This window comes from Pseudomonas sp. THAF187a, assembly GCF_009363395.1.
GTDB lineage: Bacteria > Pseudomonadota > Gammaproteobacteria > Pseudomonadales > Pseudomonadaceae > Aquipseudomonas > Aquipseudomonas khazarica.
On record NZ_CP045349.1, the window covers coordinates 277,080 to 297,488 of the forward strand.

Below are 20,409 nucleotides of genomic sequence, written 5' to 3' on the forward strand. Positions count from 1 at the left end.
GATTTCGAGGGCGAATGCCGGAGCTGGCGAGGTCCTCGCCGCTCTGCCGTGCCAGACCCTCTCGGGTCTTGCGCGCTGCCTAGTGATGGGAATGCCTGATCGCCTTGCGGTGCAAGGGGGCCCGGTCATCCAGGGCAAGCGTGACAAAGACTTGTAAAGCATACGGAACGCGTCCGGCGCCAACCTGGACGTTCTAACCGAACAGCGCACAACGAAAGCGCCGGCAAGAGGTGAAACATGGATAACACAGCATTGACTGCATTGCAGTACGGCTTCGATACCTTCTACTTTCTGATCTGTGGTGCCCTGGTGATGTGGATGGCGGCTGGTTTCGCCATGCTCGAATCCGGCCTGGTCCGCGCCAAGAACACCACCGAGATCCTGACCAAGAACGTCGCCCTGTACGCCGTTGCCAGCGTCATGTACCTGGTGATCGGCTACCACATCATGTACTCCAGCCCGGAAGGCGGCATCTTCCCGAGCCTGGGCTTCCTGATCGGTGACGAGAACACCGCCGAAGCGGTTCTCGCGGGTGGCGACGACGCGCCGTACTACTCGGCCCGTTCGGACTTCTTCTTCCAGGTGGTGTTCGCCGCGACCTGCATGTCGATCGTCTCCGGTGCCGTTGCCGAGCGCATGAAGCTGTGGGCCTTCCTGGCCTTCGCCGTGGTCATGACCGGCTTCATCTACCCGGTACAGGGCTTCTGGAAATGGGGCTCGGGCTTCCTCAACGAAGCCGGCTTCCTGGACTTCGCCGGTTCCGGTGTCGTGCACATGGCTGGTGCTGCCGCCGCTCTGGCTGGCGTGCTGCTGCTGGGTGCCCGCAAGGGCAAGTACGGCGCCAATGGCCAGGTCAACGCCATTCCGGGCTGCAACCTGCCGCTGGCGACCCTGGGTACCTTCATCCTGTGGATGGGCTGGTTCGGCTTCAACGGCGGCTCGCAGCTGAAGATGAGCACCATCGAAGACGCCAACGCCGTTGCCCAGGTGTTCACCAACACCAACATGGCCGCCGCCGGTGGTCTGATCGCCGCACTGATCGTCGCCCGCATCCTGTTCGGCAAGGCCGACCTGACCATGGCGCTGAACGGTGCCCTGGCTGGCCTGGTTGCCATCACCGCTGAGCCGCTGACCCCGAGCGCCCTGCAGGCCACCCTGATCGGCGGCGTCGGTGGCGTGCTGGTGGTGTTCTCCATCCTCGGCCTGGACAAGATCAAGATCGACGATCCGGTCGGTGCCATCTCCGTGCACGGCGTGGTCGGCATCTGGGGCCTGCTGGCCGTCTGCCTGACCAACAGCGACGCTTCCCTGGGCGCGCAGCTGCTGGGTATCGCCAGCATCTTCGCCTGGGTGTTCATCGCCAGCCTGATCGTCTGGGGCGTCATCAAGGCGGTGATCGGCCTGCGCGTCAGCGAAGAAGAAGAGTACGAGGGTGTGGATATCGCCGAGTGCGGTATGGAAGCCTATCCGGAGTTCACCGGCAAGAAGTAAGCGTCGGTGGAAATGACAAGGGCGCCTTTTGGCGCCCTTTGTTTTTTCTGGCAGCACGCTAGAATGCGCGCGCTGGAGCCATCGAGAGCGAGAACGGCATGTGGCAGCAACGCATCATCAGCCTGCATCCGCGTGAGCGCGGTTTTCATCTGGTGACGGAGGAAGTACTGGCGGCACTGCCGGAACTGGCGCGGATGCGTGTCGGTCTGTTGCACCTGTGGCTGCAGCACACCTCGGCTTCGCTGACGGTCAACGAGAACGCCGACCCTGCGGTGCGCCGCGATTTCGAGCGTTTCTTCAACCATCTGGTGCCGCAGGGCGAGACGGGCTACGAGCACGATTACGAAGGGCCGGATGATCTGCCGGCGCACTTCAAGGGCAGTCTGCTGGGCTTTCAGCTCCAGCTGCCGATACAGGATGGACAGCTGGCGCTGGGGACCTGGCAGGGCATCTACCTGGGCGAGCATCGCGATCATGGTGGGGCTCGGCGACTGGTGGCTACCCTGCACGGCGAGGTCATTTGAATTTTTTCCGGTCGGGCGGTACGCGCCGCACGACTGGGCTATAACTAACCTGCTTTTCGCAAGTCATGAGGTTGAACATGAGCGACGAAGACCTGGAACAAGACGATCTGGACGGGGCTGACGAGGACGACGGTGAGGAGCTGGCCGCTGCGGCCGATGACGGTGACAGCGGCGATGATGGCGACGGCGAGGTCGTAGCCAGCAGCAGCAAGAAGAGCAAGGCCAAAGCCGTTGAAGTCGACGAGATGCCCAGCGTCGAGGCCAAGCAGAAAGAGCGCGACGCGCTGGCCCAGGCCATGGAGGAATTCCTGGCGCGTGGCGGCAAGGTGCAGGAAGTCGAGCCCAATGTGGTCGCCGATCCGCCCAAGAAGCCCGACAGCAAGTACGGTAGCCGTCCTATCTGACGACGCTGCGTAACAAGAAACCGCCCTCGTGGCGGTTTTTTGTGCCCGGCGTCTAGCGCACCCAGCTGCCCAGCAGCGCCGGCAGCTCGGCCAGGCTGGCGATCTGTGCGTCCGGCGTGGTTTCGCCCTCCCACGCCCGCCCCTGCGGGTTGAACCAGATGGCGCGCAGGCCGGCGGCCTTGGCCCCGGCGATATCGTCGCTCGGGTGATCGCCGATGTGCACCGCGCGCTCGGCAGCCACGCCGGCCCGCCCTAGGGCTTCGAGGAAGGGTTTCGGGTCGGGCTTGCCGACCCCCAGCTCCTCGGCGCAGAGCGCGAACTGGAAGTATTCGGACAGACCGAGGCGGCGCACGTCGGCATTGCCGTTGGTGATCACCGCGAGACGGAAACGCTCGGCCAGTGCCTCCAGGGTCGGATGCACATCGGTGAACAGCTCGACCTGGTGACGCGCACTGAGGAAGACCTGAAAGCCGGCCTCGGCCAGCGTCTGCGCCTCGCCGTGAGCGTAGCCGGCATCTTCCAGCGCGTGGAACAGGATGCGCCGGCGCAGCTCGCTGAGGCGGTGCCTGAGCATCGGCTCGGCATCGAGCAGGCGGCTGCGCACCGCCCACAGGTGTTCGACCGGTACTGCGCCGAGGCGTGGCGCGTGCAGGGCCAGCCAGTTGCGCAGGGCCGCCTCGGCGTCCTGCATGACCGGCGTGACGTCCCACAGGGTGTCGTCGAGGTCGAAAGTGATCAGTTCAATGCTCATTCGCAACCGCCTTTGCGCTTGGCGCGTGGATGGGCCTGGTCGTAGACGCTGGCCAGGTGCTGGAAGTCCAGATGGGTGTAGATCTGCGTGGTGGCGATGTCGGCATGGCCCAGCAGCTCCTGCACCGCACGCAGGTCCTGCGAGGACTCCAGCATGTGGCTGGCGAAGCTGTGACGCAGCATGTGCGGGTGCAGGTGCTGGCCCAGCTCGCGGACGCCGGCCTGGCGGACCCGCAGCTGCACCGCGCGCGCGCCGAGACGGCGCCCCTGCTGGCTGATGAAGACCGCGCCGTCGCTCGGCCTGGCCAGCGCGCGCAGTGCCAGCCACTGCTCCAGTGCCTGGCGTGCCAGGCTGCCCACTGGCAGCTCACGCACCTTGTTGCCCTTGCCGCGTACGCGCACCAGGCCGGCGTTCAGGTCGAGGCCGTCGAGATCGAGGCCGACCAGCTCGGACAGGCGCAGGCCGGAGGAATAGAACAGTTCGAGCATCGCCTGGTCGCGGCGGGCGATGAAATCGTCCTCCACCGCGCCGTCCAGCAGCTGTGCACTGCGGTCGGCATCCAGGGTGCGTGGCAGGCGCCGTTCGCGCTTGGGCGGGCTCAGGCCGGTGGCCGGGTCATGGCGACACAGGCCTTCGCGCAGCAGGTACTGATAGAGGCCGCGCGTGGCCGAGAGCAGGCGCGCCAGGCTGCGGCTGGAGAGCCCCTGCTGATGCAGGCGGGCGATCAGGCGACGCAGGTTGCGCGTGTCCAGCTCGCTCCAGGCGTGCAGGCCTTCGGCTTCACAGAAGGCCTGCAGCTTGCCGAGGTCGCGACGATAGCCGTCGAGGGTGTGCGCCGACACCTGGCGCTCGCGGCGCAGGTGTTCGAGGTAGGCGTCGAGGTGGGCTTCAAGCTTCAAGCTACAAGCTCCAAGTGAAAGCGTTCGGTCTGCCTGTCTCGTGCAGCTTGAAGCGTGCGGCTTATGGCTGCTTCTAGCGCACTGAGCGCAGCGGCGTCGAGAAGCTGGGCAGCACGCGGGCCAGGACTTCGGCGATGTAGCCCAGGAACAGGGTGCCCAGCGAGCTCTTGTAGTGCTGTGGATCGACACTGCCGATGGCCAGCACGCCATGCAGGCCCTGGTGGGTGAGGCCGACCACGGCGGCGGAGCCGACCTGGGCGGCGTCCTCCTTGCCGAAGAGGAACTCCAGCTCATGCGGGCGCAGCACGCCGCAGATGGTCTTGCCGCCGCTGAGCAGGCCGCCGATCTGCTGATGGGCCTCGGCCGAGCTGACCGAGCGGCCCACCGGCAGCTTGTTGTCGCTGAACAGGATCAGGCCCACGAACGGCACCTGGAACTCGTGGCGCAGGCTGTCTTCGACGATGCCGACCACTTCTTCCAGGCTGCCGGCATCGAGCAGGTCGAGCACCAGACGGCGGGTCTTGTCGAACAGGCGATCATTGTCGCGGGCCACGTCCATCAGCTGGCCGAGGCGATGGCGCATCTCGATGTTGCGCTCGCGCAGCAGCTTGACCTGGCGCTCCACCAGCGACACGGCGTTGCCGGGCTGGTGCGGAATGCGCAGTTCGGGAATCAGTTCTTCATGGTCGATGAAGAACTCCGGGTGCAGGCGCAGGTAGGCGGCGACCGTTTCCGAGTCGAGCGGTTTGGGCGAATCCTGCTGGTCGGTCATAGGCGAACCTGTCCTTCGTATACGCGGGCAGCGGGTCCGGTCATCATAACCGGCTGACCTTCGCCTGCCCATTCGATGGACAGTTTGCCGCCTGGCAGTTCCAGTTGCACGGGCGAATCCATCCAGCCCTGGCGAATGGCCGCGACCGCTGCGGCGCAGGCGCCGGTGCCGCAGGCCTGGGTCTCACCCGCGCCGCGCTCCCACACGCGCAGGCGCGCCTGCCTGCGGTTCTGCACCTGCAGGAAGCCGACGTTGACCCGCTGCGGGAAGCGCGCATGGTGTTCCAGCTTCGGCCCGAGTGCGTGCACCGGCGCATCGTCGACGCTGTCGACGCGCAGCACGGCGTGCGGGTTGCCCATCGACAGGGCCGCCAGCTCGACGCTCTGGCCGTCGACATCGACGCGATAGCTGAGCGCAGCCTGCTCGGCCTGGAAGGGCACCTGCTCGGGCTGCAGGCGCGGTGCGCCCATGTTCACGCAGACCTGGCCGTCGTTCTGCACGCGCAGCTCGATCACGCCACTCTTGGTCTCGACGCGAATGACCTTCTTGGTGGTCAGGCGCTTGTCCAGCACGAAGCGGGCGAAGCAGCGCGCACCGTTGCCGCACTGCTCCACCTCGGAGCCGTCGGCGTTGAAGATGCGGTAGCGGAAATCGACGTCCGGATGGCTCGGCGGCTCGACGATCAGCAGCTGGTCGAAACCGACGCCGGTGTGGCGATCGCCCCACTGCTTGGCATGCTTGGGTTGCACGTGGGCGTGCTGGCTGATCAGGTCGAGGACCATGAAGTCATTGCCCAGGCCGTGCATCTTGGTAAAGCGCAATAGCATGGCGTCGCCCTCAGGCCGGCAGCAGGCTTTCGCCGGCGTAGAGCTCTTGGACGGTTTCGCGGCGGCGCACTTCGAATGCCTGCTCGCCATCCACCAGCACCTCGGCGGCACGGCCGCGGGTGTTGTAGTTGGAGCTCATGACGAAGCCGTAGGCACCTGCCGAGCGCACGGCCAGCAGGTCGCCCTCGGCCAGCACCAGCTGGCGGTCCTTGGCGAGGAAGTCGCCGGTCTCGCAGATCGGCCCGACCAGGTCGTAGTTGCGCGCCTCGCCTGCGCGTGGCTGCACTGCCGACACATCCATCCAGGCCTGGTACAGCGCCGGGCGGATCAGGTCGTTCATCGCCGCGTCGATGATGGCGAAGTCCTTGTGCTCGGTGTGCTTGAGGTACTCGACCTGGGTCAGCAGCACGCCGGCGTTGGCCACGATGAAGCGGCCCGGCTCGAACACCAGCGACAGGTCACGCCCTGTCAGGCGCTTGCGCACGGCGGCGATGTAGTCGCCGGCCAGCGGTGGCTGTTCGTCGCGATACTGCACGCCGAGGCCGCCCCCGAGATCCAGGTGCCTGATGGTGATGCCGCGTGCGGCCAGCCTGTCGACCAGCAGCAGCAGGCGGTCCAGGGCGTCGAGGAAGGGTTCGAGGGTGGTCAGCTGCGAGCCGATGTGGCAATCGACGCCGATCACTTCCAGGTTCGGCAGCTCGGCGGCACGGGCGTAGACCGCCTCGGCCTGCTCGATGTCGATGCCGAACTTGTTTTCCTTGAGGCCGGTGGAAATGTACGGGTGGGTACCGGCGTCCACGTCCGGGTTGACCCGCAGCGAAACCGGCGCCTTGACGTCCAGCTCGGCGGCGACCTTCTGCAGGCGCTCCAGCTCGACGCTGGATTCGACGTTGAAGCAGTGCACGCCGACTTCCAGGGCGCGACGCATGTCGTCACGGCTCTTGCCGACGCCGGAGAAGACGATGCGGCTGGGGTCGCCACCGGCGGCCAGTACACGCTCCAGCTCGCCGCTGGAGACGATGTCGAAGCCGGCGCCAAGGCGGGCCAGCACGTTCAGCACGCCGATGTTGGAGTTGGCCTTGACCGCGAAGCAGACCAGGTGCGGCATGCCGCTCAGGGCGTCGGCATAGGCGCGGTACTGCCCTTCGATGTGGGCGCGCGAGTAGACGTAGGTGGGCGTGCCGAAGCGCTGGGCCAGCGCGGACAAGGCGACGCCTTCCGCGAACAGCTCACCGTCGCGGTAGTTGAAGGCTTCCATGGCAGGCTCCTGTCAGAGTTCGAAACGGTCTCGGCTGTTACCGGCGTTGTCGTCGCCCGGCAGGTACAGCGGGCCTTTCTGACCGCAGCCGGCCAGCAGGCAAACGGCGGCGAGGAGCGCGAGGGTCAGTCGCTTCATGGGGCAGTCCTTGAAAATAAGCGTGAATTGCGCCGGAGTATACCGACCCCCCGCCACCTTGCCTATGCGCCAGGCGCCCGCCTGGCGGGGCGCTGGCCCAATCGGCCTGCCCGCCTGGCGCCGGTCTGGAGGGCTTTCGCGGCCGCGTGGGTTAGCATGCGCCAAGTAACGAGGAGGCTCGATGGACAATCCCGCAATTCTGGCCGGCTCGGTCTCCGTGGCCTACCTGCAAGGTCTGGTCGAACACCTGCAGCGCCTGGGCATCGCCCCCGAGGTCCTGCTCGCGCATGCCCAGCTCGGTCCGGAGGCGCTCAACCAGCGCGATCAGCGTATCGCCGCCAGCGCCTATCTCACCCTGCTGGGCGAGGGCATGCGGCTGAGCGATGACCCCTGCCTGGGCCTGCATCTGGGGGAGTCGGTGCGTCCCGGTTATTACGGCGTGCTCGGCTACCTGATCATGAGCTGCGCGACCCTTGCCGATGCCCTGCACCGGCAGGCGCGCTACGCCTCGCTGGTGGGTAACCTGGGCCTGGTGCTGCTCGAGGACGAGCCGCCGCGAGCGGGTTGCGAACCGCTGGTCGCGCACAGCTGGCAGCCCCTGCTGGCGCAACAGCAGCGTCAGCTGAGCGAGGAGACCCTGGCCGGCTGGGTCAGCTTCGGGCGCTGGATCAGCGGTCTGGACATCGCCCCGACCGAGGTCCGGTTCCAGCATTCGGCGCCGGCCGATACCCGCGAGCATGAGCGCATCTTTCGTTGCCCGGTGCTGTTCGATCAGGCCGACAACGCACTGGTCTTTCCCAAGCGCCTGCTCGCCGTGCCCCTGGGCCAGGCCGACGCGCAGGTGCGCGGGATGCTCGACGCCTATGCCGATCGCCTGCTGAGCGAACTCAACCAGGGCAACAGCGTGCTCGACCGCGCGCGGGTCGAACTGGCGCGTCAGTTACCCGAACGCGGGCCGGATCTCGAGGGCATCGCCGCTGCCCTGGCGCTGAGCCCGAGGACCCTGCAGCGGCGCCTGCGCGAAGGCGGGCTATCGTTCAGCCAACTGGTCGACGAGACGCGGCAGCAGCTGGTGTTGCATTACCTGCGAGATCCGGCGCTGGAGCTGGCCGAGGTCGCCTTTCTGGTCGGCTTCAGCGAGCCGGGTTCGCTGGCGCGAGCGTTTCGCCGCTGGACGGGACAGAGTCCGGGCGAGTACCGTCGCCACCTTTGCGCCTAGGCTGGCTGTTGCGGCCTGAGGTTTTCGCCTATTTTTTGCACGTGCTGCACCTTGTGAGGATACCCCAATGAGCCTGAGCGAAGCCCGCTTTCACGACCTGGTCGATGCCACCCAGCAGGCGGTGGAAGACATCTTCGACGACAGCGGCCTGGACGTCGACCTGGAGAACAGCGGCGGCGTGCTGACCGTGCGCTTCGATAACGGCAGCCAGCTGATCTTCAGTCGCCAGGAGCCGATTCGTCAGCTGTGGCTGGCGGCGCGTTCCGGTGGTTTCCACTTCGACTACGACGAGGCCGACGGGCGCTGGATCTGCGACACCAGCGACGAGCAGCTCGGCGAGATGCTGGTACGCATCACGCTCGAGCAGTCGGGCGCCGAGCTGGAGTTCGATGAGCTCTGAGCCTACGGAGAGGCCGCCGCAGTCGCCGTGTCGGCGCCAGTGCTGCCTCGACGAGCATGACCAGTGCCTGGGCTGTGGCCGCACCCTGCAGGAAATTCTCGACTGGGGAACGGCCGACAATGCCAGGCGCAGGCTGATCTGCCAGGCAGCCGAACAACGCCTGCAACAGCGTCGACAGGCCCGTTGACCTGGCACTCTTGTTTATTTGCCCGGCTGTGTTAGGGTCGACCAGACAGTCAGCTTAAACCCCGCCTTCGGGCGGGGTTTTGCTTTTTTATGGCCTACGTAAGGAGACCGCCCGGCATCATGAACAGCACACCTACCATCACCGTTACCCGCCTCGATCTGCAGCGTCTGGAGCGTTTGCTCGACAGTCTGGACGAGTTCGGGCCTGGCGCTGCTGCGTTGCAGGCCGAGCTGGATCGTGCCGAAGTGGTGGGGCACGACGAAGTGCCGGCAGGCGTGGTGACCATGAATTCGCGGGTGCATTGCCGCGAGGAGAGCAGCGGCAAGGACTACCACCTGACCCTGGTCTACCCGGAGGATGCCGGCGGCGAGGGCAAGGTCAGCATTCTCGCGCCCGTTGGCAGCGCGTTGCTCGGCCTGTCCGCCGGTCAGCACATCGACTGGCCGGCGCCGGGTGGCAAGGTACTCAAGCTGACCCTGCTGGCGGTCGAGTATCAACCCGAAGCGGCTGGCGAATACGATCGCTGACGCTCCGCCCTGGCTGGTCTAGAGTGAGGTTTCCCGCTAACGGCAAGGAGGCCCCGCCATGTCCAGTCTGCCCCTGTATTTCCCGCCTACCTACCAGCTCTCGCGCGCCCTGCTCTGCGCCGAGCTGGTTATGACTGCCTACGATCAGTACGAGCAGTGGCTGGCGCAGCAGCGCCCGCGCAAGCCGCAGCACTTTCACTGGCAGGCGCCGCAACTCGAGGGCTGGACGCTGTCAGCGCCGATCTGGAGCGTGCTCAGCGAGTGGCACCTGTTCAACGAGTCGGAGCCGTTCGGTTTTGCCGCGCGTGATCCGCAGGGTGATTGTTACCTGGTGTTTCGCGGTACCGAGTCGGTGCAGGACTGGCTCGACGACCTCGACCTGGACCAGCGCGACTACCCCTGGCAGGCCGGCGCCGGCCTGGTTCACGACGGCTTCCTCAAGCTCTATGCGTCGCTGCGCGATCAGGCTCTGCTGGCGCTGGATGATCTGCGGTCACAGGGGCTGCTCTGGGTGTGCGGGCACAGCCTGGGCTGCGCCCTGAGCAGTCTGGCCGTGGCGGACCTGCGCGAACGCTGGCCGTCGCGGCCGCTGCAGCACTACAACTTCGCCAGTCCGCGCCTGGCGTCCCCGGCCTTCGCCAGCTACTACAACGGGCTGGGGGTGCCGACCTATCGCCTGGTCAACGACAGTGACCTGGTCCCCGAGGTGCCGCCGGCGGACAGCGACCGCTGGCTGTACCAGCACCTCGGTCTGCCGGTGACCTTCACCGCCAGCTATGGCGGGGTCGCCGACAATCACAGCATGGCTGGCTGCTACCTCTACGCCTTGAACCACCCACAGGCGCCGATGCGCGACTAGGCCTGCTGCAGGGCGGCGTTCAGGGCGTCTTCCAGCTCGCTCTTGTAGCGCAGGTAATGCACGGTCTGCGCCTGCTGGCCGGCCAGCACGGCGGACAGGTCGAGGTCGGTGATGTAGCAGGGGTAGCGCTCGCCACCGGCGCGTTGCGCGAGGATGTGCTGGGCGACGGCGCGGTACAGCTCGCGCCCGTACTCCAGCTCGGAGAACTCGCGGTGGTTGCAGTACAGCGTGACATGGTGCTGGCGCCCGTCACCGGGCTCGACGATGGCCTGCACGTCGTAGAACGGGTGGCTGACCTGCGACTCGGGGGCCGTCCGGCGCTCGAGGCGCTGGGCGCGCAGCGGCGCCGCCGGCAGCAGCTCGTAGTAGAGCATCTCCAGCGGCGCCGGATTGTCGCTGCCATCCAGCGGCAGCATGGCGTTGCGCCGATACAGCAACGACTGCAGGAAGCGTTGTAGGGGCGTCAGCAGGCTCTGTTCGTCGCGGAACGGCAGGCGCCTGCGCCATAGCGCGTTGTGCTCGTCGAGCAGGGTCAGCTCGGCTTCGCCGTTGCTTTCGTGCAGGCGGTAGAACAGCTGGATGCACTGCGGCCGTCCCATCGGCAGGATCAGCGCCAGGTCGTCGCCGTCGAGGGCGTGGCGGTCCAGGTGCAGGGGGCTGTAGCGCGCCTGCTCGCTGCCCAGGTGGTCCAGCAGCGCCGGCAGGTCGCCCAGCGCGGCATGGCTGACCTGTCCGGGGGTCAGCTGGAGCACGTGATAGTGCTGGCGAATCTGTACCAGATAGCGCGACTGGCGCCCTTCGGCGTAGGTGGCGAGCAGGTCGTTGAGCAGCTCTTCGACGCGTTCGGCAATCGCCGGCGCACGGTTGCGGCAGTAGCAGCGCACCTGCACCCTGGGCTGCGGGCCGCCCGTGGGCAGGCTGTTGAGCAGGTCGCGCAGGCAGTCGAGCAGGGCGTCGCTGCCGTCATAGCGGCTGACCTGCAGTTCGTTCCAGCTGTTGAGCACCACCTGGTCGAGGGTCAGCACCAGGTTCTCGCGCACTCCGGAGTAGCCCAGTGCGTCGGTGCGGCCTGAGGTCATGTGCACGTTCATCTGGCTGTGCTGGGGCAAGGGGTCGACGCCGACATTGACCAGCAGCAGGACCTGGCTGGGCACGCTGGCGCGCAGCAGGGCCAGCTCCTCGACGCCTGGCGGGGGCAGGGGGAAGGCCTGCTGCAGGCTGCCGATCAGGTTGGACAACTCGAAGTCGCTCAGGTCGCTGCTGCCCGGGTGCAGGGACAGCCGTGTGCTGCTGTCGATCACACTGTTGCGATGGCACCAGGCGAGCAGTTCGATCAGCTCCCGGGAGCGCTTCAGCGGGGCGAAGTCGGGCCATTCCTGGGCGTTCAGGCTGCCGGGGAACAGCGCCCACTGATGCTCGTTCGGCGCCTCGGCCGTGGAATGCTGCACCAGCGTCAGGGTGTCTTCTGCCAGATCCGGGGCGATGCCGGGGTTGATGAACTCGACCTTGCCGGCCTTGCGTTCGAAGGCGGCGTAGAGGCGCCGCCCCAGCACGTTGAGGTCGCGGTTGTTGAGTGAGCTGCCCGCCTGCGCGCTGCGCGCGAACTGCGAGAGGAAGCGATAGCTGTAGGTCAGCTCGTTGACCAGGACGCGGCGCTCGGCGGCGACCTGGCGCACCTTCCACTGGCTGCGGCTGTCGAGCACCGCGAGCTGGCGCGTCTGCCAGCCCCATTCGCCGGTGAGGCGTTCGAGCAGCAGGCGTTGCCAGCTTTTGGCGCGGCCACGGGTGGGCGGGCGGCTGATCTTCTTGTTCACCTTGAGGTACAGGCAGCGGCGGATCAGTTCGAGGCGCTCCTGATCGGCCCGGGCGATCAGGTATTCCTCCAGGCGGCGATAGACGACGATGTACGGATCGAGCTCGTCCAGGTCCAGGCGTCCCTCGAAGACCGCCTGCTTGAAACGCAGCGCCAGGCATTCGACCTGCGGGTGCTCGCTGGCGTAGACCTCGGTGAGCAACAGCTTGAGCGCGGATTTGTAGGGCGACTCGATGCCCTTGAACAGCTGCCACATGCCAGCGCCGATGAACTCCTCCGGCGGGATGCGCGCCAGGTGGCCGAGGTCGAGCACGTCCTCGGCGCGGACGAAGCGCTTGTTCAGCAGCGTGCGGCAGTAATCGTGGTAGCGCGCCTCCTCGTACACCGGTACCAGCCACCAGATCGGCGTGCGCCCACCGAGCCAGATCGCCGTGCGATAGAACTCGTCGAGCAGCAGGTAATGCTGCGTGGTGCCGCAGTCGTCGGAGGTCAGCTGCGCTTCGCGGTCGCCCTGAGTGAAGCGCTGCGGGTCGACCAGAAAGACATGCACCTCGGCGCCCTGGGTGGCGGCCCAGCTCTCCAGCTGGTCGCATTTCCTGCGCAGTTCCTGCAGCTGCTGCGCCGTCAGGTTCGGCGCGTGACACAGCCACAGGTCCATGTCGCTCTGTTCGGCCTGCGCCACGGTGCCCAGGCTGCCCATCAGGAACAGGCCATGCAGCGGCGCTGAGCCCTGGCCACGGCGTGGCTTGTAGACGAAGGAGCGGGTCAGGCGCTGGACTTCGGCCAGGCTGCCGTCATCCGGCTCGAAGCCGCTCAGGCCGGCAGGCGTGCTGGCCGAGACATAGCCGGGTAACAGCGGGTGATTGACGTGCAGCAGCAGCGGCAGCAGCTTGAGCACCAGTTGCTGGCGCGTCGACAGGGCCTCCATGGCGCGCTGCAGGCGGCCCTGGTTGATCCGCAGGAAGCGCGCGCGCAGCTGTGCCAGCACCTTGCGGTCGATGCCATCGTCGATGTCGGGGCGGATTTCCTGCGTGCGCGTCATGCTCGAACTCTACTGGAGATGGTGCAAGCCTATCAGCGGCGTGCTCGCCAGTGCAGTGCCTGTGACGCTATATCGCCCGCCGGGCATGCCTCTTGAGGGCGGCCGGCGGGCAGGTCCAGCTGAGGGGCGTGTCGTGGGGCGCAGCAGGCTACCCGCGAGACTGCCGGGGTGCGTCTCAGGCCGCGGTCGTCTGGCGCTTCGAGAGGATGGTGAGCAGGGCTTGGGCGTGTTCGGCGGCGTCGATGCCGAGGCTGGTCAGGTAGCCGCCATCGGCCTGGCTGACCAGGCCTTTCTCATGCAGGCGGGTGATCGCCCCCTGCGCCTTGAATGAAGCGTTGTTGTGCACCTTGAGCCCTTCCTGGTGATTGTCCAGGTTGTACAGGGCGAGGATTTCCAGCTCGTCGATCAGGTCAGCGTCGAATGACTTCATGGTGACTCCGTCTTGTTGTTATGGCGTTCGTGCAGTGTAGAGCCCTGCGGCCCGGTCTGCCCGTCGGCCAGTTGCCATTTCTCCAGGATGCGCTGGTAGGTGCCGTCCTGCCTGATGCGCAGCATGCCCTCGTCGAATCGCTGCAGCAGGCTGGCGGCCTGGGCGTTGTGGCGTGAGAAGGTCAGGTACAGCTGCGGGCGATGGACGGTCGCCAGGGCCGCGAACTGCCCGGCCAGCTCCGGGCGCTCTCGCAGCAGTGCCTGGGTGGTGCCGCGAAAGGCGATGACATAGTCCACCCGGCCACGCTGCAGCATCAGGAAGCCATTGATGTCGCGTCGCACCGCGATGCGGCGGATGCCCGGGTAATTGTCGAAGTGCTCGCCGTAGGTGTAGCCGATGGTGACGGCCACGCGCTTGCCAACCAGCGCCGACAGGTCCTCGACGGGCGCTTCTCCGACAGGGCCCCAGAGCAGGATGTTGTCGCTGAACAGCGCCTGCTGTGGCAGCAGGTAGGCGGCGCGGATGCCGGGGTCCGGCGTGGTGTTGAAGCAGGCGGGCAGGGCGCCGGTGCGGGTCAGCTCCATGCAGCGCGAGTAGGGGTAGGGCATCAGTTCGATGGGCGTCTCGCTGACCGCAAACGCGGCACGGACGATGTCAGCGGACATGCCCTCGATCTTGCCGTCGCGCCAGGCGGTGTAGGGGTACCAGTCATCTTCGGCGCCGATACGCACCACTTCGGCGCGCGCGATGCCGCTGGCGCTCAGCCAGAGCGACAGGACAAGCAGGGTGACGAGTCGTGGCAAGGAGCAGACCATCGCGGGGCGCGCCTTTCTGGTCGGGAATGGCTGTGAAAGTAGCAATCTACCTGCCAACCCGACCAGTGGCCTGGATCAATCCGCCTTCAGTTTTCTTCCGGCAGCGTCGGCAGGGCACGCAGGGCCTGCTCGTACCAGGCGCCATCGAAGGGGCGGTCGTCACGCAGCATGGCGTCGACTTCATGGGCGAGCACCAGGGCCATGAGCTCGAGAATCTCCTCGCGCTCGTAGCCGACCAGGGTCAGCTTGTTGTAGACCGCCTGGGCGGCCGCCGGCTCACCGTTCTCCAGCTGGTTCTCGATGGCCTGGACCAGCGTGGCCTCGGCGAAGGCTTCGTCTTCTTGCTCGATGTTGTCGCTCATGGTGCCTCTTGGTGTGGGTGGGCAGGCTCAGTCGCAGGGTATGCCGACGGTCTTGAGGCTGCGCTTGAAGTATTGCAGGCGGAAGCCCGAGGTGGCGGCCTTGCTGCAAAGGTTGTCGTTGAAGGTGCGGTACTCGGCGATGAAGATGGCCTTGCCCTGGCTGCGCATGTAGTCGTAGCCGTCGCACTCCTTGTAGCGGTAACAGCTCTCGTTGATGGCGAAGTCGAAATGCTCGCCGAGCACGGGAAGCAGCTCCACGGCATTCTTCAGCCCGACGTTCATGTTGCGACTGCGCGCCTGTTCGGCCAGCCAGCGATTGAAGTCGATCTGTTGCTCTTCGGTCAGGTCGAGACCGTTGTCGTTGCTGTAGCCATCCACGTTGTCCGGGTCGACGCCGTCGCAGCCCTTGGCCGCGGCCAGGTCCAGGCGCTTGGCCAGCAACTGGCGCACGTCGTCGCGGCGATGGTCCAGCCAGCGTTCGCCCGGCCAGTCCGCCAGCTCGTTGCCGAGGGCTTCCTGCGGATAGCTGGCGGCATCGCTGCGCCAGTCTTCCCAGGTGCCGGCGCTGAAGTAGCAGATCACGATGCGACCACCACCCTTGAGTGCGGTGATGGTCTGCGTCGGCGTGTCGTACAGGTCGATGTCATAGACCTGCCGATCCGGCGTCTGCAGCTTGCCGTCGAGCTGCATGTGCCAGGATGCATCGGCCGGAATGGGAATGGGGCTCGCCGGGGACAGTGCAGGGGCGAGGACGCTGATCAGAGCGAGTAGGGTACGCATGATGCTCTGCACTCGGTGGGGGAGATGTAATCACCATAGGTCAGGGGGCGGGACGCGGCCAGCGGGCTGCCGTCAGCCGGCAGCGAAATCCAGCAAGGCCTGGCCGGTCAGGCGATAAGTGGTCCATTCGCTCTGCGGACGGGCGCCGAAGGATTCGTAGAAATCGATGGCCGGGGTGTTCCAGTCCAGCACCGACCATTCGAAACGACCGCAGTCGCGTGCCACGGCCAGCTGCGCGAGGTGGCGCAGCAAGGCCTTGCCGGCACCCAGGCCACGGGCCTCGGGGCTGACGTAGAGGTCCTCCAGGTACAGGCCGTGCTTGCCCAGCCAGGTGGAGTAGTTGAAGAAGTACACGGCATAGCCGATCGGCTGGCCGGCGTTCTCGCAGATCAGACCATGGGCGGTGCTGCCCTCGGCGAACAGGCTGTCGCGGATGCCGGCGGCATCGGTCTTCACCTCCTGCTCGGCCTTCTCGTAGATGGCCAGGTCGGTGATGAAACGCAGGATCAGCTCGGCGTCGTCAGGGGTGGCGGGGCGGATGGTCAGGGGCATGGCGAATACTCTCAGGGGCGGTCTTCGGCTGGCGGCAGACTCGCCAGGAAGCGGTTGATGGCCTGGCGGGAGTCCAGGCGCAGATACTGACACGACGGCGGTGCGTTGCGCATTTCCTCGGCATAGCGCTGGCGGTAGACGGGATGGCGGGTCCAGGCCCAGGCCAGGATGGAGGCGCGCGGGTTCAGCTTGAACAGGTTGCTCCAGCGCTCGCGGTTGCCATTCCACAGCGTTTCTCGCGTCGCCAGGCGGCGCAGGGTACGCCAGATCACCTGGCGCATCACCTTGCGCCGGGGCAGGTCCAGCCAGATCACCATGTCCGAGCGTTCGACCACCTGCGGGCGTACAAGCGAGTAGTTGCCTTCGACCACCCAGCCGTCACCTTGTAGCGCCTCGTGCGTGGCCCGCTGAAATTCCTCGTCGGGGAGCGGCTGCCAGTCGGGCTGGTGGTACAGCGCGTCGAGTTCGACGTGGCGATAGCCCAGGTGCCGAGCCAGGCGCCGGGAAAACGTGGTCTTCCCGGCGCCCGAACAACCCACCACCGAGATTCGGCGGCCGGGTGCGATAGGCCCTGTCGGGCAGGTAGTCGGTGGCACGGGGTCAACCATGGCTGAGTGTCAGCCAGGCAAGCGCTGCGCCCACCAGGCAGAGGAAACCGAACGCCGCGATCCAGGCGCTGCGTGAGCCCATCGGGTCGGCCACACGCAGCGGTAGATCGGGGTAGCGGCCCAGGGTCAGTAATCGCAGGGCCAGCCAGCCGGTGCCATAGAGGACGTAGTCGACAATGACTTCGGCTATCAGCTCGACCAACACCAGCAGGCCGCGTAGCAGCAGCTCGATCATGGGGAAGTCCTTTTCCCTGGGAAACGTCTAGCGGTTCGCCAGCACTTCCCGGCCACGTACCACGGCAGCGCGTACCTGGTCCGGTGCGGTGCCGCCGATATGGTCGCGGGCGCCGACCGAGCCTTCCAGAGTCAGTACGGCGAATACGTCGTCGCCGATCTGGTCGCTGAACTGGCGCAGCTCGTCCAGGCTCATTTCGGCCAGGTCCTTGCCGGTCTGCACACCGTATTTCACGGCGTGGCCGACGATCTCGTGGCAATCACGGAACGGCAGGCCCTTGCGTACCAGGTAGTCGGCCAGGTCGGTGGCGGTGGAGAAACCGCGCAGCGCCGCTTCGCGCATCATGTCCTTCTTCGGCTTGATCGCCGGGACCATGTCGGCAAAGGCGCGCAGGCTGTCACGCAGCGTGTCGGCGGCGTCGAACAGCGGTTCCTTGTCTTCCTGGTTGTCCTTGTTGTAGGCCAGCGGCTGGCCCTTCATCAGGGTCAGCAGGCCGGTCAGGGCACCGAACACGCGGCCGGTCTTGCCGCGCACCAGCTCGGGGACGTCCGGGTTCTTCTTCTGCGGCATGATCGAGGAACCGGTGCAGAAGCGATCCGGCAGGTCGATGAACTGGAATTGCGCGGAGGTCCACAGCACCAGCTCTTCGGAGAAGCGCGACAGGTGCATCATCGCCAGCGACGCGGCGGCGCAGAATTCGATGGCGAAGTCGCGATCGGATACGCCGTCCAGCGAGTTGCCGCCCACGGCGTCGAAGCCCAGCAGTTCGGCAGTGATCTCGCGGGCGATCGGGTAGGTGGTGCCGGCCAGTGCGGCGCTGCCCAGCGGCATGCGGTTGGTGCGCTTGCGGCAGTCGACCAGGCGCTCGTAGTCGCGCGAAAGCATCTCGAACCAGGCCAGCAGATGGTGGCCGAAGGTTACCGGCTGGGCGGTCTGCAGGTGGGTGAAGCCGGGCATGATGGTGTCCGCTTCGGCTTCGGCCAGGCCCAGCAGGCCCTGCTGCAGGCGGGTGATCTCGGCCAGGATGCTGTCGATTTCGTCACGCAGCCACAGGCGGATATCGGTGGCCACCTGATCGTTGCGCGAACGGCCGGTGTGCAGCTTCTTGCCGGTCACGCCGATGCGATCGGTCAGGCGCGCCTCGATGTTCATGTGCACGTCTTCCAGGTCGACGCGCCAGTCGAACTGACCCGCTTCGATCTCGGCCTGGATCTGCTTGAGGCCGTCGATGATGGCGTCACGCTCGTCGGCGCTGAGCACGCCGACCTTGGCCAGCATCGTGGCGTGGGCGACGGAGCCCATGATGTCGTGGCGATAGAGGCGCTTGTCGAATTCGACCGAGGCGGTGAAACGGGCGACGAAGGCGTCGACGGGCTCGCTGAAGCGGCCGCCCCAGGATTGGTTGGTTTTTTCGCTGCTCATGGTTCGGGCTCTGGATCGGGCAAGCCGCTTTCGACGGCCAGCATGGCGGACAAAGTCCGTCGATAATAACAGGGTCGGCGCGCGTTTCGCCGGGCCACGTTCGTCTTTGGCGAGGAAGCGGCGGTGTCGGCTGCTTCACAAATTTGTTCCGAAGACGGCATTTCGGTGCTTTATTTTGCCCGGCTGGAGCCGCCCGTCTTGCCGGCCCGCGAGGCGACACGGAAACTGCGTCGATGCACACTCAATCGTTTGCCAAGAACAATCACAACGCCGCGGTCGACGACTTCTTCGTCCCCGAACTGTGCCAGCCGGAAGCGCTGCTGAGCATGGTGCTGCTGGCCGAGCTGCTGGTACTGGTCCTGGTGCTGGCTGAACCCATGACGCCGGGCTTCGACTGGGTACGCCTGGCGCTGACCTCGCTGTTCGTGCAGTGGATCGTCCTGCTGTCGGCCGCCGTCATGTGCCGCCTGCGGCCGTTGCTGGCGCGCCTGCGCCCGGCGCTGGCGGGCAGCCTGTGCTGCATGCTGGTGGTGCTGCTGACCCTCAGCTGCACGGCGGTCGCCGACTATTACGATCTGGGCGGACCGCTGCCGCGCAATGGCGAGGTGAACCTGTACCTGCGTCATGCCCTGATCAGCCTGATCATGTCCGCACTGCTGCTACGCTATTTCTATCTGCAGAGCCAATGGCGTCGTCAGGAACAGGCCGAGTTGCGTGCCCGCATCGAGTCCTTGCAGGCGCGGATCCGTCCGCACTTCCTGTTCAACAGCCTCAACAGCATCGCCAGCCTGGTCACGCTCGATCCGCACAAGGCCGAGCAGGCGGTGCTGGATCTGTCCGATCTGTTTCGCGCCAGTCTGGCCAAGCCCGGCAGCCTGGTGTCGTGGAAGGAGGAACTGGAACTGGCAAAACGATATCTGTCGATCGAGCACTATCGGCTCGGCGAGCGTCTACAGTTGCAGTGGGAGGTCGAAGGCGTGCCGGAGGATCTGCCGATTCCCCAGCTGACCCTGCAGCCTCTGTTGGAGAATGCGCTGATCTATGGCATCCAGCCGCGAATCGAAGGCGGGCTGGTGCGGGTCGAGGCGGATTACCAGGATGGTGTGTTCAGCTTGTGTGTCAGCAATCCGTATGAAGAGCGGGGCGAGCAGCAACCGTCACGGGGAACGCATCAGGCGCTGAGCAATATCGATGCGCGTCTAGCGGCACTTTTTGGGTCGCGCGCGAGTCTCAGCGTGGAGCGCCGTGACGGCCGTCATTACAGCTGTCTACGCTATCCTTGTGCGAGACTCACGCAGGAAGCCAGAGCAATATGAATGTCCTGATCGTCGATGACGAACCCCTTGCCCGCGAGCGCCTCAGCCGCATGGTCGGTGAGCTCGAGGGTTATCGGGTCCTGGAGCCCACCGCGAGCAACGGTGAGGAAGCCCTGACCCTGATCGATAGCCTGAAGCCGGACGTGGTCCTGCTCGATATCCGCATGCCCGGCCTCGATGGCCTGCAGGTGGCCGCCAGGCTGTGCGAGCGCGAAGCGCCGCCAGCGGTGATCTTCTGCACGGCCCATGACGAGTTCGCCCTGGAGGCGTTCCAGGTCAGTGCCGTCGGCTACCTGGTGAAACCGGTACGCGCCGAGAATCTCAGCGAAGCCTTGAAGAAGGCGGAGCGGCCCAACCGCGTGCAGCTGGCGGCGCTGACCCGCCCCGCGGCGGAAACCGGTGGCGGCCCGCGCACCCATATCAGTGCCCGCACACGCAAAGGCATCGAGCTGATCCCGCTGGATGACGTGGTCTATTTCATCGCCGATCACAAGTACGTGACGCTGCGCCACGAGGGCGGCGAGGTGCTGCTGGACGAGCCGCTCAAGGCGCTGGAAGACGAGTTCGGTGACCGCTTCGTGCGCATCCACCGCAATGCACTGGTTGCCCGCGAGCGCATCGAGCGCCTGCAGCGCACCCCGCTGGGACACTTCCAGCTCTACCTCAAGGGGCTCGACGGTGATTCGCTGGTGGTCAGTCGCCGCCACGTGGCCGGTGTGCGCAAGCTGATGCAGTCGCTGTAGCGGGCGCCGGCTGCGGCCGATGGCCGCCTCCTCCA

The 20,409-nt window shown here is 66.2% G+C and carries 25 protein-coding genes; 10 read left to right on the plus strand and 15 right to left on the minus strand.

What is annotated here, in order from left to right:
- The first annotated feature begins 237 nt into the window (after positions 1 to 237).
- From FIV02_RS01280 to sutA, 3 genes are all read left to right on the plus strand, one after another.
- Positions 238 to 1,491 carry an ammonium transporter gene (locus FIV02_RS01280; RefSeq protein WP_037052751.1) on the plus strand — a complete coding sequence of 418 codons (1,254 nt, stop codon included), beginning with the start codon at positions 238 to 240 and terminating at the stop codon, positions 1,489 to 1,491.
- Positions 1,492 to 1,589: 98 nt separating this feature from the next.
- Entirely contained in the window at positions 1,590 to 2,015 is a 426-nt protein-coding gene (locus FIV02_RS01285; protein ID WP_152487576.1) for a secondary thiamine-phosphate synthase enzyme YjbQ, read from the plus strand.
- Positions 2,016 to 2,092: 77 nt separating this feature from the next.
- Positions 2,093 to 2,419 (plus strand): transcriptional regulator SutA, encoded by a 327-nt coding sequence (gene sutA / locus FIV02_RS01290; protein ID WP_037052757.1) that lies wholly within the window; start codon positions 2,093 to 2,095, stop codon positions 2,417 to 2,419.
- A 52-nt stretch (positions 2,420 to 2,471) separates the two neighbouring features.
- Here the strand turns inward: sutA and FIV02_RS01295 are convergent, their stop codons facing one another.
- From FIV02_RS01295 to FIV02_RS01320, 6 genes are all read right to left on the minus strand, one after another.
- Positions 2,472 to 3,170 (minus strand): HAD family hydrolase, encoded by a 699-nt coding sequence (locus FIV02_RS01295; RefSeq protein WP_152487577.1) that lies wholly within the window; start codon positions 3,168 to 3,170, stop codon positions 2,472 to 2,474.
- Complete coding sequence (gene xerC / locus FIV02_RS01300) at positions 3,167 to 4,069, minus strand: tyrosine recombinase XerC (protein WP_152487578.1); 903 nt, start codon at positions 4,067 to 4,069, stop codon at positions 3,167 to 3,169. Before xerC ends, FIV02_RS01295 begins: the two co-directional genes overlap by 4 nt.
- Before the next feature lie 73 nt (positions 4,070 to 4,142).
- Positions 4,143 to 4,841 carry a DUF484 family protein gene (locus FIV02_RS01305; RefSeq protein WP_037052764.1) on the minus strand — a complete coding sequence of 233 codons (699 nt, stop codon included), beginning with the start codon at positions 4,839 to 4,841 and terminating at the stop codon, positions 4,143 to 4,145.
- On the minus strand, positions 4,838 to 5,668 hold the full coding sequence (gene dapF / locus FIV02_RS01310) for a diaminopimelate epimerase (RefSeq protein WP_037052768.1): 831 nt from the start codon (positions 5,666 to 5,668) through the stop codon (positions 4,838 to 4,840). Before dapF ends, FIV02_RS01305 begins: the two co-directional genes overlap by 4 nt.
- Positions 5,669 to 5,678: 10 nt before the next feature.
- Positions 5,679 to 6,926, minus strand: a complete 1,248-nt coding sequence (gene lysA, locus FIV02_RS01315) for a diaminopimelate decarboxylase (RefSeq protein WP_134677871.1) — start codon at positions 6,924 to 6,926, stop codon at positions 5,679 to 5,681.
- A gap of 12 nt (positions 6,927 to 6,938) precedes the next feature.
- Positions 6,939 to 7,064: a lipoprotein gene (locus tag FIV02_RS01320; protein WP_017361215.1), complete on the minus strand. Its 126-nt coding sequence runs from the start codon at positions 7,062 to 7,064 to the stop codon at positions 6,939 to 6,941.
- Positions 7,065 to 7,245: 181 nt separating this feature from the next.
- Here FIV02_RS01320 and FIV02_RS01325 point away from each other — a divergent pair, with 181 nt between their 5' ends.
- The 5 genes from FIV02_RS01325 to FIV02_RS01345 all read left to right on the plus strand — a co-directional run bounded on the left by FIV02_RS01325 (position 7,246) and on the right by FIV02_RS01345 (position 10,256).
- Positions 7,246 to 8,283 (plus strand): AraC family transcriptional regulator, encoded by a 1,038-nt coding sequence (locus FIV02_RS01325; protein ID WP_037052774.1) that lies wholly within the window; start codon positions 7,246 to 7,248, stop codon positions 8,281 to 8,283.
- Positions 8,284 to 8,350: 67 nt separating this feature from the next.
- On the plus strand, positions 8,351 to 8,683 hold the full coding sequence (gene cyaY / locus FIV02_RS01330) for an iron donor protein CyaY (RefSeq protein ID WP_152487579.1): 333 nt from the start codon (positions 8,351 to 8,353) through the stop codon (positions 8,681 to 8,683).
- Positions 8,673 to 8,870, plus strand: a complete 198-nt coding sequence (locus FIV02_RS01335) for a DUF1289 domain-containing protein (protein ID WP_037052778.1) — start codon at positions 8,673 to 8,675, stop codon at positions 8,868 to 8,870. The genes cyaY and FIV02_RS01335 overlap by 11 nt, the downstream gene beginning before the upstream one ends.
- A gap of 119 nt (positions 8,871 to 8,989) precedes the next feature.
- Positions 8,990 to 9,397, plus strand: a complete 408-nt coding sequence (gene rnk / locus FIV02_RS01340) for a nucleoside diphosphate kinase regulator (protein WP_037052780.1) — start codon at positions 8,990 to 8,992, stop codon at positions 9,395 to 9,397.
- Between the two features lie 58 nt (positions 9,398 to 9,455).
- Positions 9,456 to 10,256, plus strand: coding sequence for a lipase family protein (locus FIV02_RS01345; RefSeq protein ID WP_152487580.1), 801 nt, complete (start codon positions 9,456 to 9,458; stop codon positions 10,254 to 10,256).
- Here the strand turns inward: FIV02_RS01345 and FIV02_RS01350 are convergent.
- The 9 genes from FIV02_RS01350 to argH form a co-directional block, all read right to left on the minus strand.
- Positions 10,253 to 13,111 carry a class I adenylate cyclase gene (locus tag FIV02_RS01350; protein WP_152487581.1) on the minus strand — a complete coding sequence of 953 codons (2,859 nt, stop codon included), beginning with the start codon at positions 13,109 to 13,111 and terminating at the stop codon, positions 10,253 to 10,255. The genes FIV02_RS01345 and FIV02_RS01350 overlap by 4 nt on opposite strands.
- Positions 13,112 to 13,286: 175 nt before the next feature.
- Positions 13,287 to 13,541, minus strand: coding sequence for a TIGR02647 family protein (locus FIV02_RS01355; RefSeq protein ID WP_047584426.1), 255 nt, complete (start codon positions 13,539 to 13,541; stop codon positions 13,287 to 13,289).
- Entirely contained in the window at positions 13,538 to 14,344 is an 807-nt protein-coding gene (locus tag FIV02_RS01360; protein WP_230622659.1) for an ABC transporter substrate-binding protein, read from the minus strand. Before FIV02_RS01360 ends, FIV02_RS01355 begins: the two co-directional genes overlap by 4 nt.
- A 98-nt stretch (positions 14,345 to 14,442) precedes the next feature.
- Positions 14,443 to 14,718 carry a hypothetical protein gene (locus FIV02_RS01365; RefSeq protein ID WP_037052791.1) on the minus strand — a complete coding sequence of 92 codons (276 nt, stop codon included), beginning with the start codon at positions 14,716 to 14,718 and terminating at the stop codon, positions 14,443 to 14,445.
- A 27-nt stretch (positions 14,719 to 14,745) separates the two neighbouring features.
- Positions 14,746 to 15,498, minus strand: coding sequence for an endo alpha-1,4 polygalactosaminidase (locus FIV02_RS01370; RefSeq protein ID WP_256663044.1), 753 nt, complete (start codon positions 15,496 to 15,498; stop codon positions 14,746 to 14,748).
- Positions 15,499 to 15,570: 72 nt separating this feature from the next.
- The gene (locus FIV02_RS01375; RefSeq protein WP_037052794.1) at positions 15,571 to 16,050 is read right to left on the minus strand and encodes a GNAT family N-acetyltransferase; all 480 of its coding nucleotides are present in this window, start codon (positions 16,048 to 16,050) and stop codon (positions 15,571 to 15,573) included.
- An 11-nt stretch (positions 16,051 to 16,061) separates the two neighbouring features.
- Complete coding sequence (locus tag FIV02_RS01380; protein ID WP_256663045.1) at positions 16,062 to 16,589, minus strand: shikimate kinase; 528 nt, start codon at positions 16,587 to 16,589, stop codon at positions 16,062 to 16,064.
- A 61-nt stretch (positions 16,590 to 16,650) separates the two neighbouring features.
- Positions 16,651 to 16,893 carry a hypothetical protein gene (locus FIV02_RS01385; protein ID WP_152487583.1) on the minus strand — a complete coding sequence of 81 codons (243 nt, stop codon included), beginning with the start codon at positions 16,891 to 16,893 and terminating at the stop codon, positions 16,651 to 16,653.
- Positions 16,894 to 16,920: 27 nt separating this feature from the next.
- Positions 16,921 to 18,315 carry an argininosuccinate lyase gene (gene argH, locus FIV02_RS01390; RefSeq protein ID WP_152487584.1) on the minus strand — a complete coding sequence of 465 codons (1,395 nt, stop codon included), beginning with the start codon at positions 18,313 to 18,315 and terminating at the stop codon, positions 16,921 to 16,923.
- 233 nt (positions 18,316 to 18,548) lie between these two features.
- Between argH and FIV02_RS01395 the strand changes: the two genes are divergently transcribed.
- Positions 18,549 to 19,631 (plus strand): sensor histidine kinase, encoded by a 1,083-nt coding sequence (locus FIV02_RS01395; protein ID WP_047584422.1) that lies wholly within the window; start codon positions 18,549 to 18,551, stop codon positions 19,629 to 19,631.
- Positions 19,628 to 20,374: a LytTR family DNA-binding domain-containing protein gene (locus tag FIV02_RS01400; protein WP_037052808.1), complete on the plus strand. Its 747-nt coding sequence runs from the start codon at positions 19,628 to 19,630 to the stop codon at positions 20,372 to 20,374. Before FIV02_RS01395 ends, FIV02_RS01400 begins: the two co-directional genes overlap by 4 nt.
- Positions 20,375 to 20,409 lie beyond the last annotated feature (35 nt).

Excerpts from the sequence above, each read along its gene's own strand:
- FIV02_RS01280 (WP_037052751.1), top strand. The coding sequence starts at position 238 with ATGGATAACACAGCATTGACTGCATTGCAGTACGGCTTCGATACCTTC.
- FIV02_RS01285 (WP_152487576.1), top strand. The coding sequence starts at position 1,590 with ATGTGGCAGCAACGCATCATCAGCCTGCATCCGCGTGAGCGCGGTTTT.
- sutA (WP_037052757.1), top strand. The coding sequence starts at position 2,093 with ATGAGCGACGAAGACCTGGAACAAGACGATCTGGACGGGGCTGACGAG.
- FIV02_RS01295 (WP_152487577.1), bottom strand. The coding sequence starts at position 3,170 with ATGAGCATTGAACTGATCACTTTCGACCTCGACGACACCCTGTGGGAC.
- FIV02_RS01305 (WP_037052764.1), bottom strand. The coding sequence starts at position 4,841 with ATGACCGACCAGCAGGATTCGCCCAAACCGCTCGACTCGGAAACGGTC.
- dapF (WP_037052768.1), bottom strand. The coding sequence starts at position 5,668 with ATGCTATTGCGCTTTACCAAGATGCACGGCCTGGGCAATGACTTCATG.
- lysA (WP_134677871.1), bottom strand. The coding sequence starts at position 6,926 with ATGGAAGCCTTCAACTACCGCGACGGTGAGCTGTTCGCGGAAGGCGTC.
- FIV02_RS01320 (WP_017361215.1), bottom strand. The coding sequence starts at position 7,064 with ATGAAGCGACTGACCCTCGCGCTCCTCGCCGCCGTTTGCCTGCTGGCC.
- FIV02_RS01325 (WP_037052774.1), top strand. The coding sequence starts at position 7,246 with ATGGACAATCCCGCAATTCTGGCCGGCTCGGTCTCCGTGGCCTACCTG.
- cyaY (WP_152487579.1), top strand. The coding sequence starts at position 8,351 with ATGAGCCTGAGCGAAGCCCGCTTTCACGACCTGGTCGATGCCACCCAG.
- FIV02_RS01335 (WP_037052778.1), top strand. The coding sequence starts at position 8,673 with ATGAGCTCTGAGCCTACGGAGAGGCCGCCGCAGTCGCCGTGTCGGCGC.
- rnk (WP_037052780.1), top strand. The coding sequence starts at position 8,990 with ATGAACAGCACACCTACCATCACCGTTACCCGCCTCGATCTGCAGCGT.
- FIV02_RS01345 (WP_152487580.1), top strand. The coding sequence starts at position 9,456 with ATGTCCAGTCTGCCCCTGTATTTCCCGCCTACCTACCAGCTCTCGCGC.
- FIV02_RS01350 (WP_152487581.1), bottom strand. The coding sequence starts at position 13,111 with ATGACGCGCACGCAGGAAATCCGCCCCGACATCGACGATGGCATCGAC.
- FIV02_RS01355 (WP_047584426.1), bottom strand. The coding sequence starts at position 13,541 with ATGAAGTCATTCGACGCTGACCTGATCGACGAGCTGGAAATCCTCGCC.
- FIV02_RS01365 (WP_037052791.1), bottom strand. The coding sequence starts at position 14,718 with ATGAGCGACAACATCGAGCAAGAAGACGAAGCCTTCGCCGAGGCCACG.
- FIV02_RS01370 (WP_256663044.1), bottom strand. The coding sequence starts at position 15,498 with ATGCGTACCCTACTCGCTCTGATCAGCGTCCTCGCCCCTGCACTGTCC.
- FIV02_RS01375 (WP_037052794.1), bottom strand. The coding sequence starts at position 16,050 with ATGCCCCTGACCATCCGCCCCGCCACCCCTGACGACGCCGAGCTGATC.
- FIV02_RS01385 (WP_152487583.1), bottom strand. The coding sequence starts at position 16,893 with ATGATCGAGCTGCTGCTACGCGGCCTGCTGGTGTTGGTCGAGCTGATA.
- argH (WP_152487584.1), bottom strand. The coding sequence starts at position 18,315 with ATGAGCAGCGAAAAAACCAACCAATCCTGGGGCGGCCGCTTCAGCGAG.
- FIV02_RS01395 (WP_047584422.1), top strand. The coding sequence starts at position 18,549 with ATGCACACTCAATCGTTTGCCAAGAACAATCACAACGCCGCGGTCGAC.
- FIV02_RS01400 (WP_037052808.1), top strand. The coding sequence starts at position 19,628 with ATGAATGTCCTGATCGTCGATGACGAACCCCTTGCCCGCGAGCGCCTC.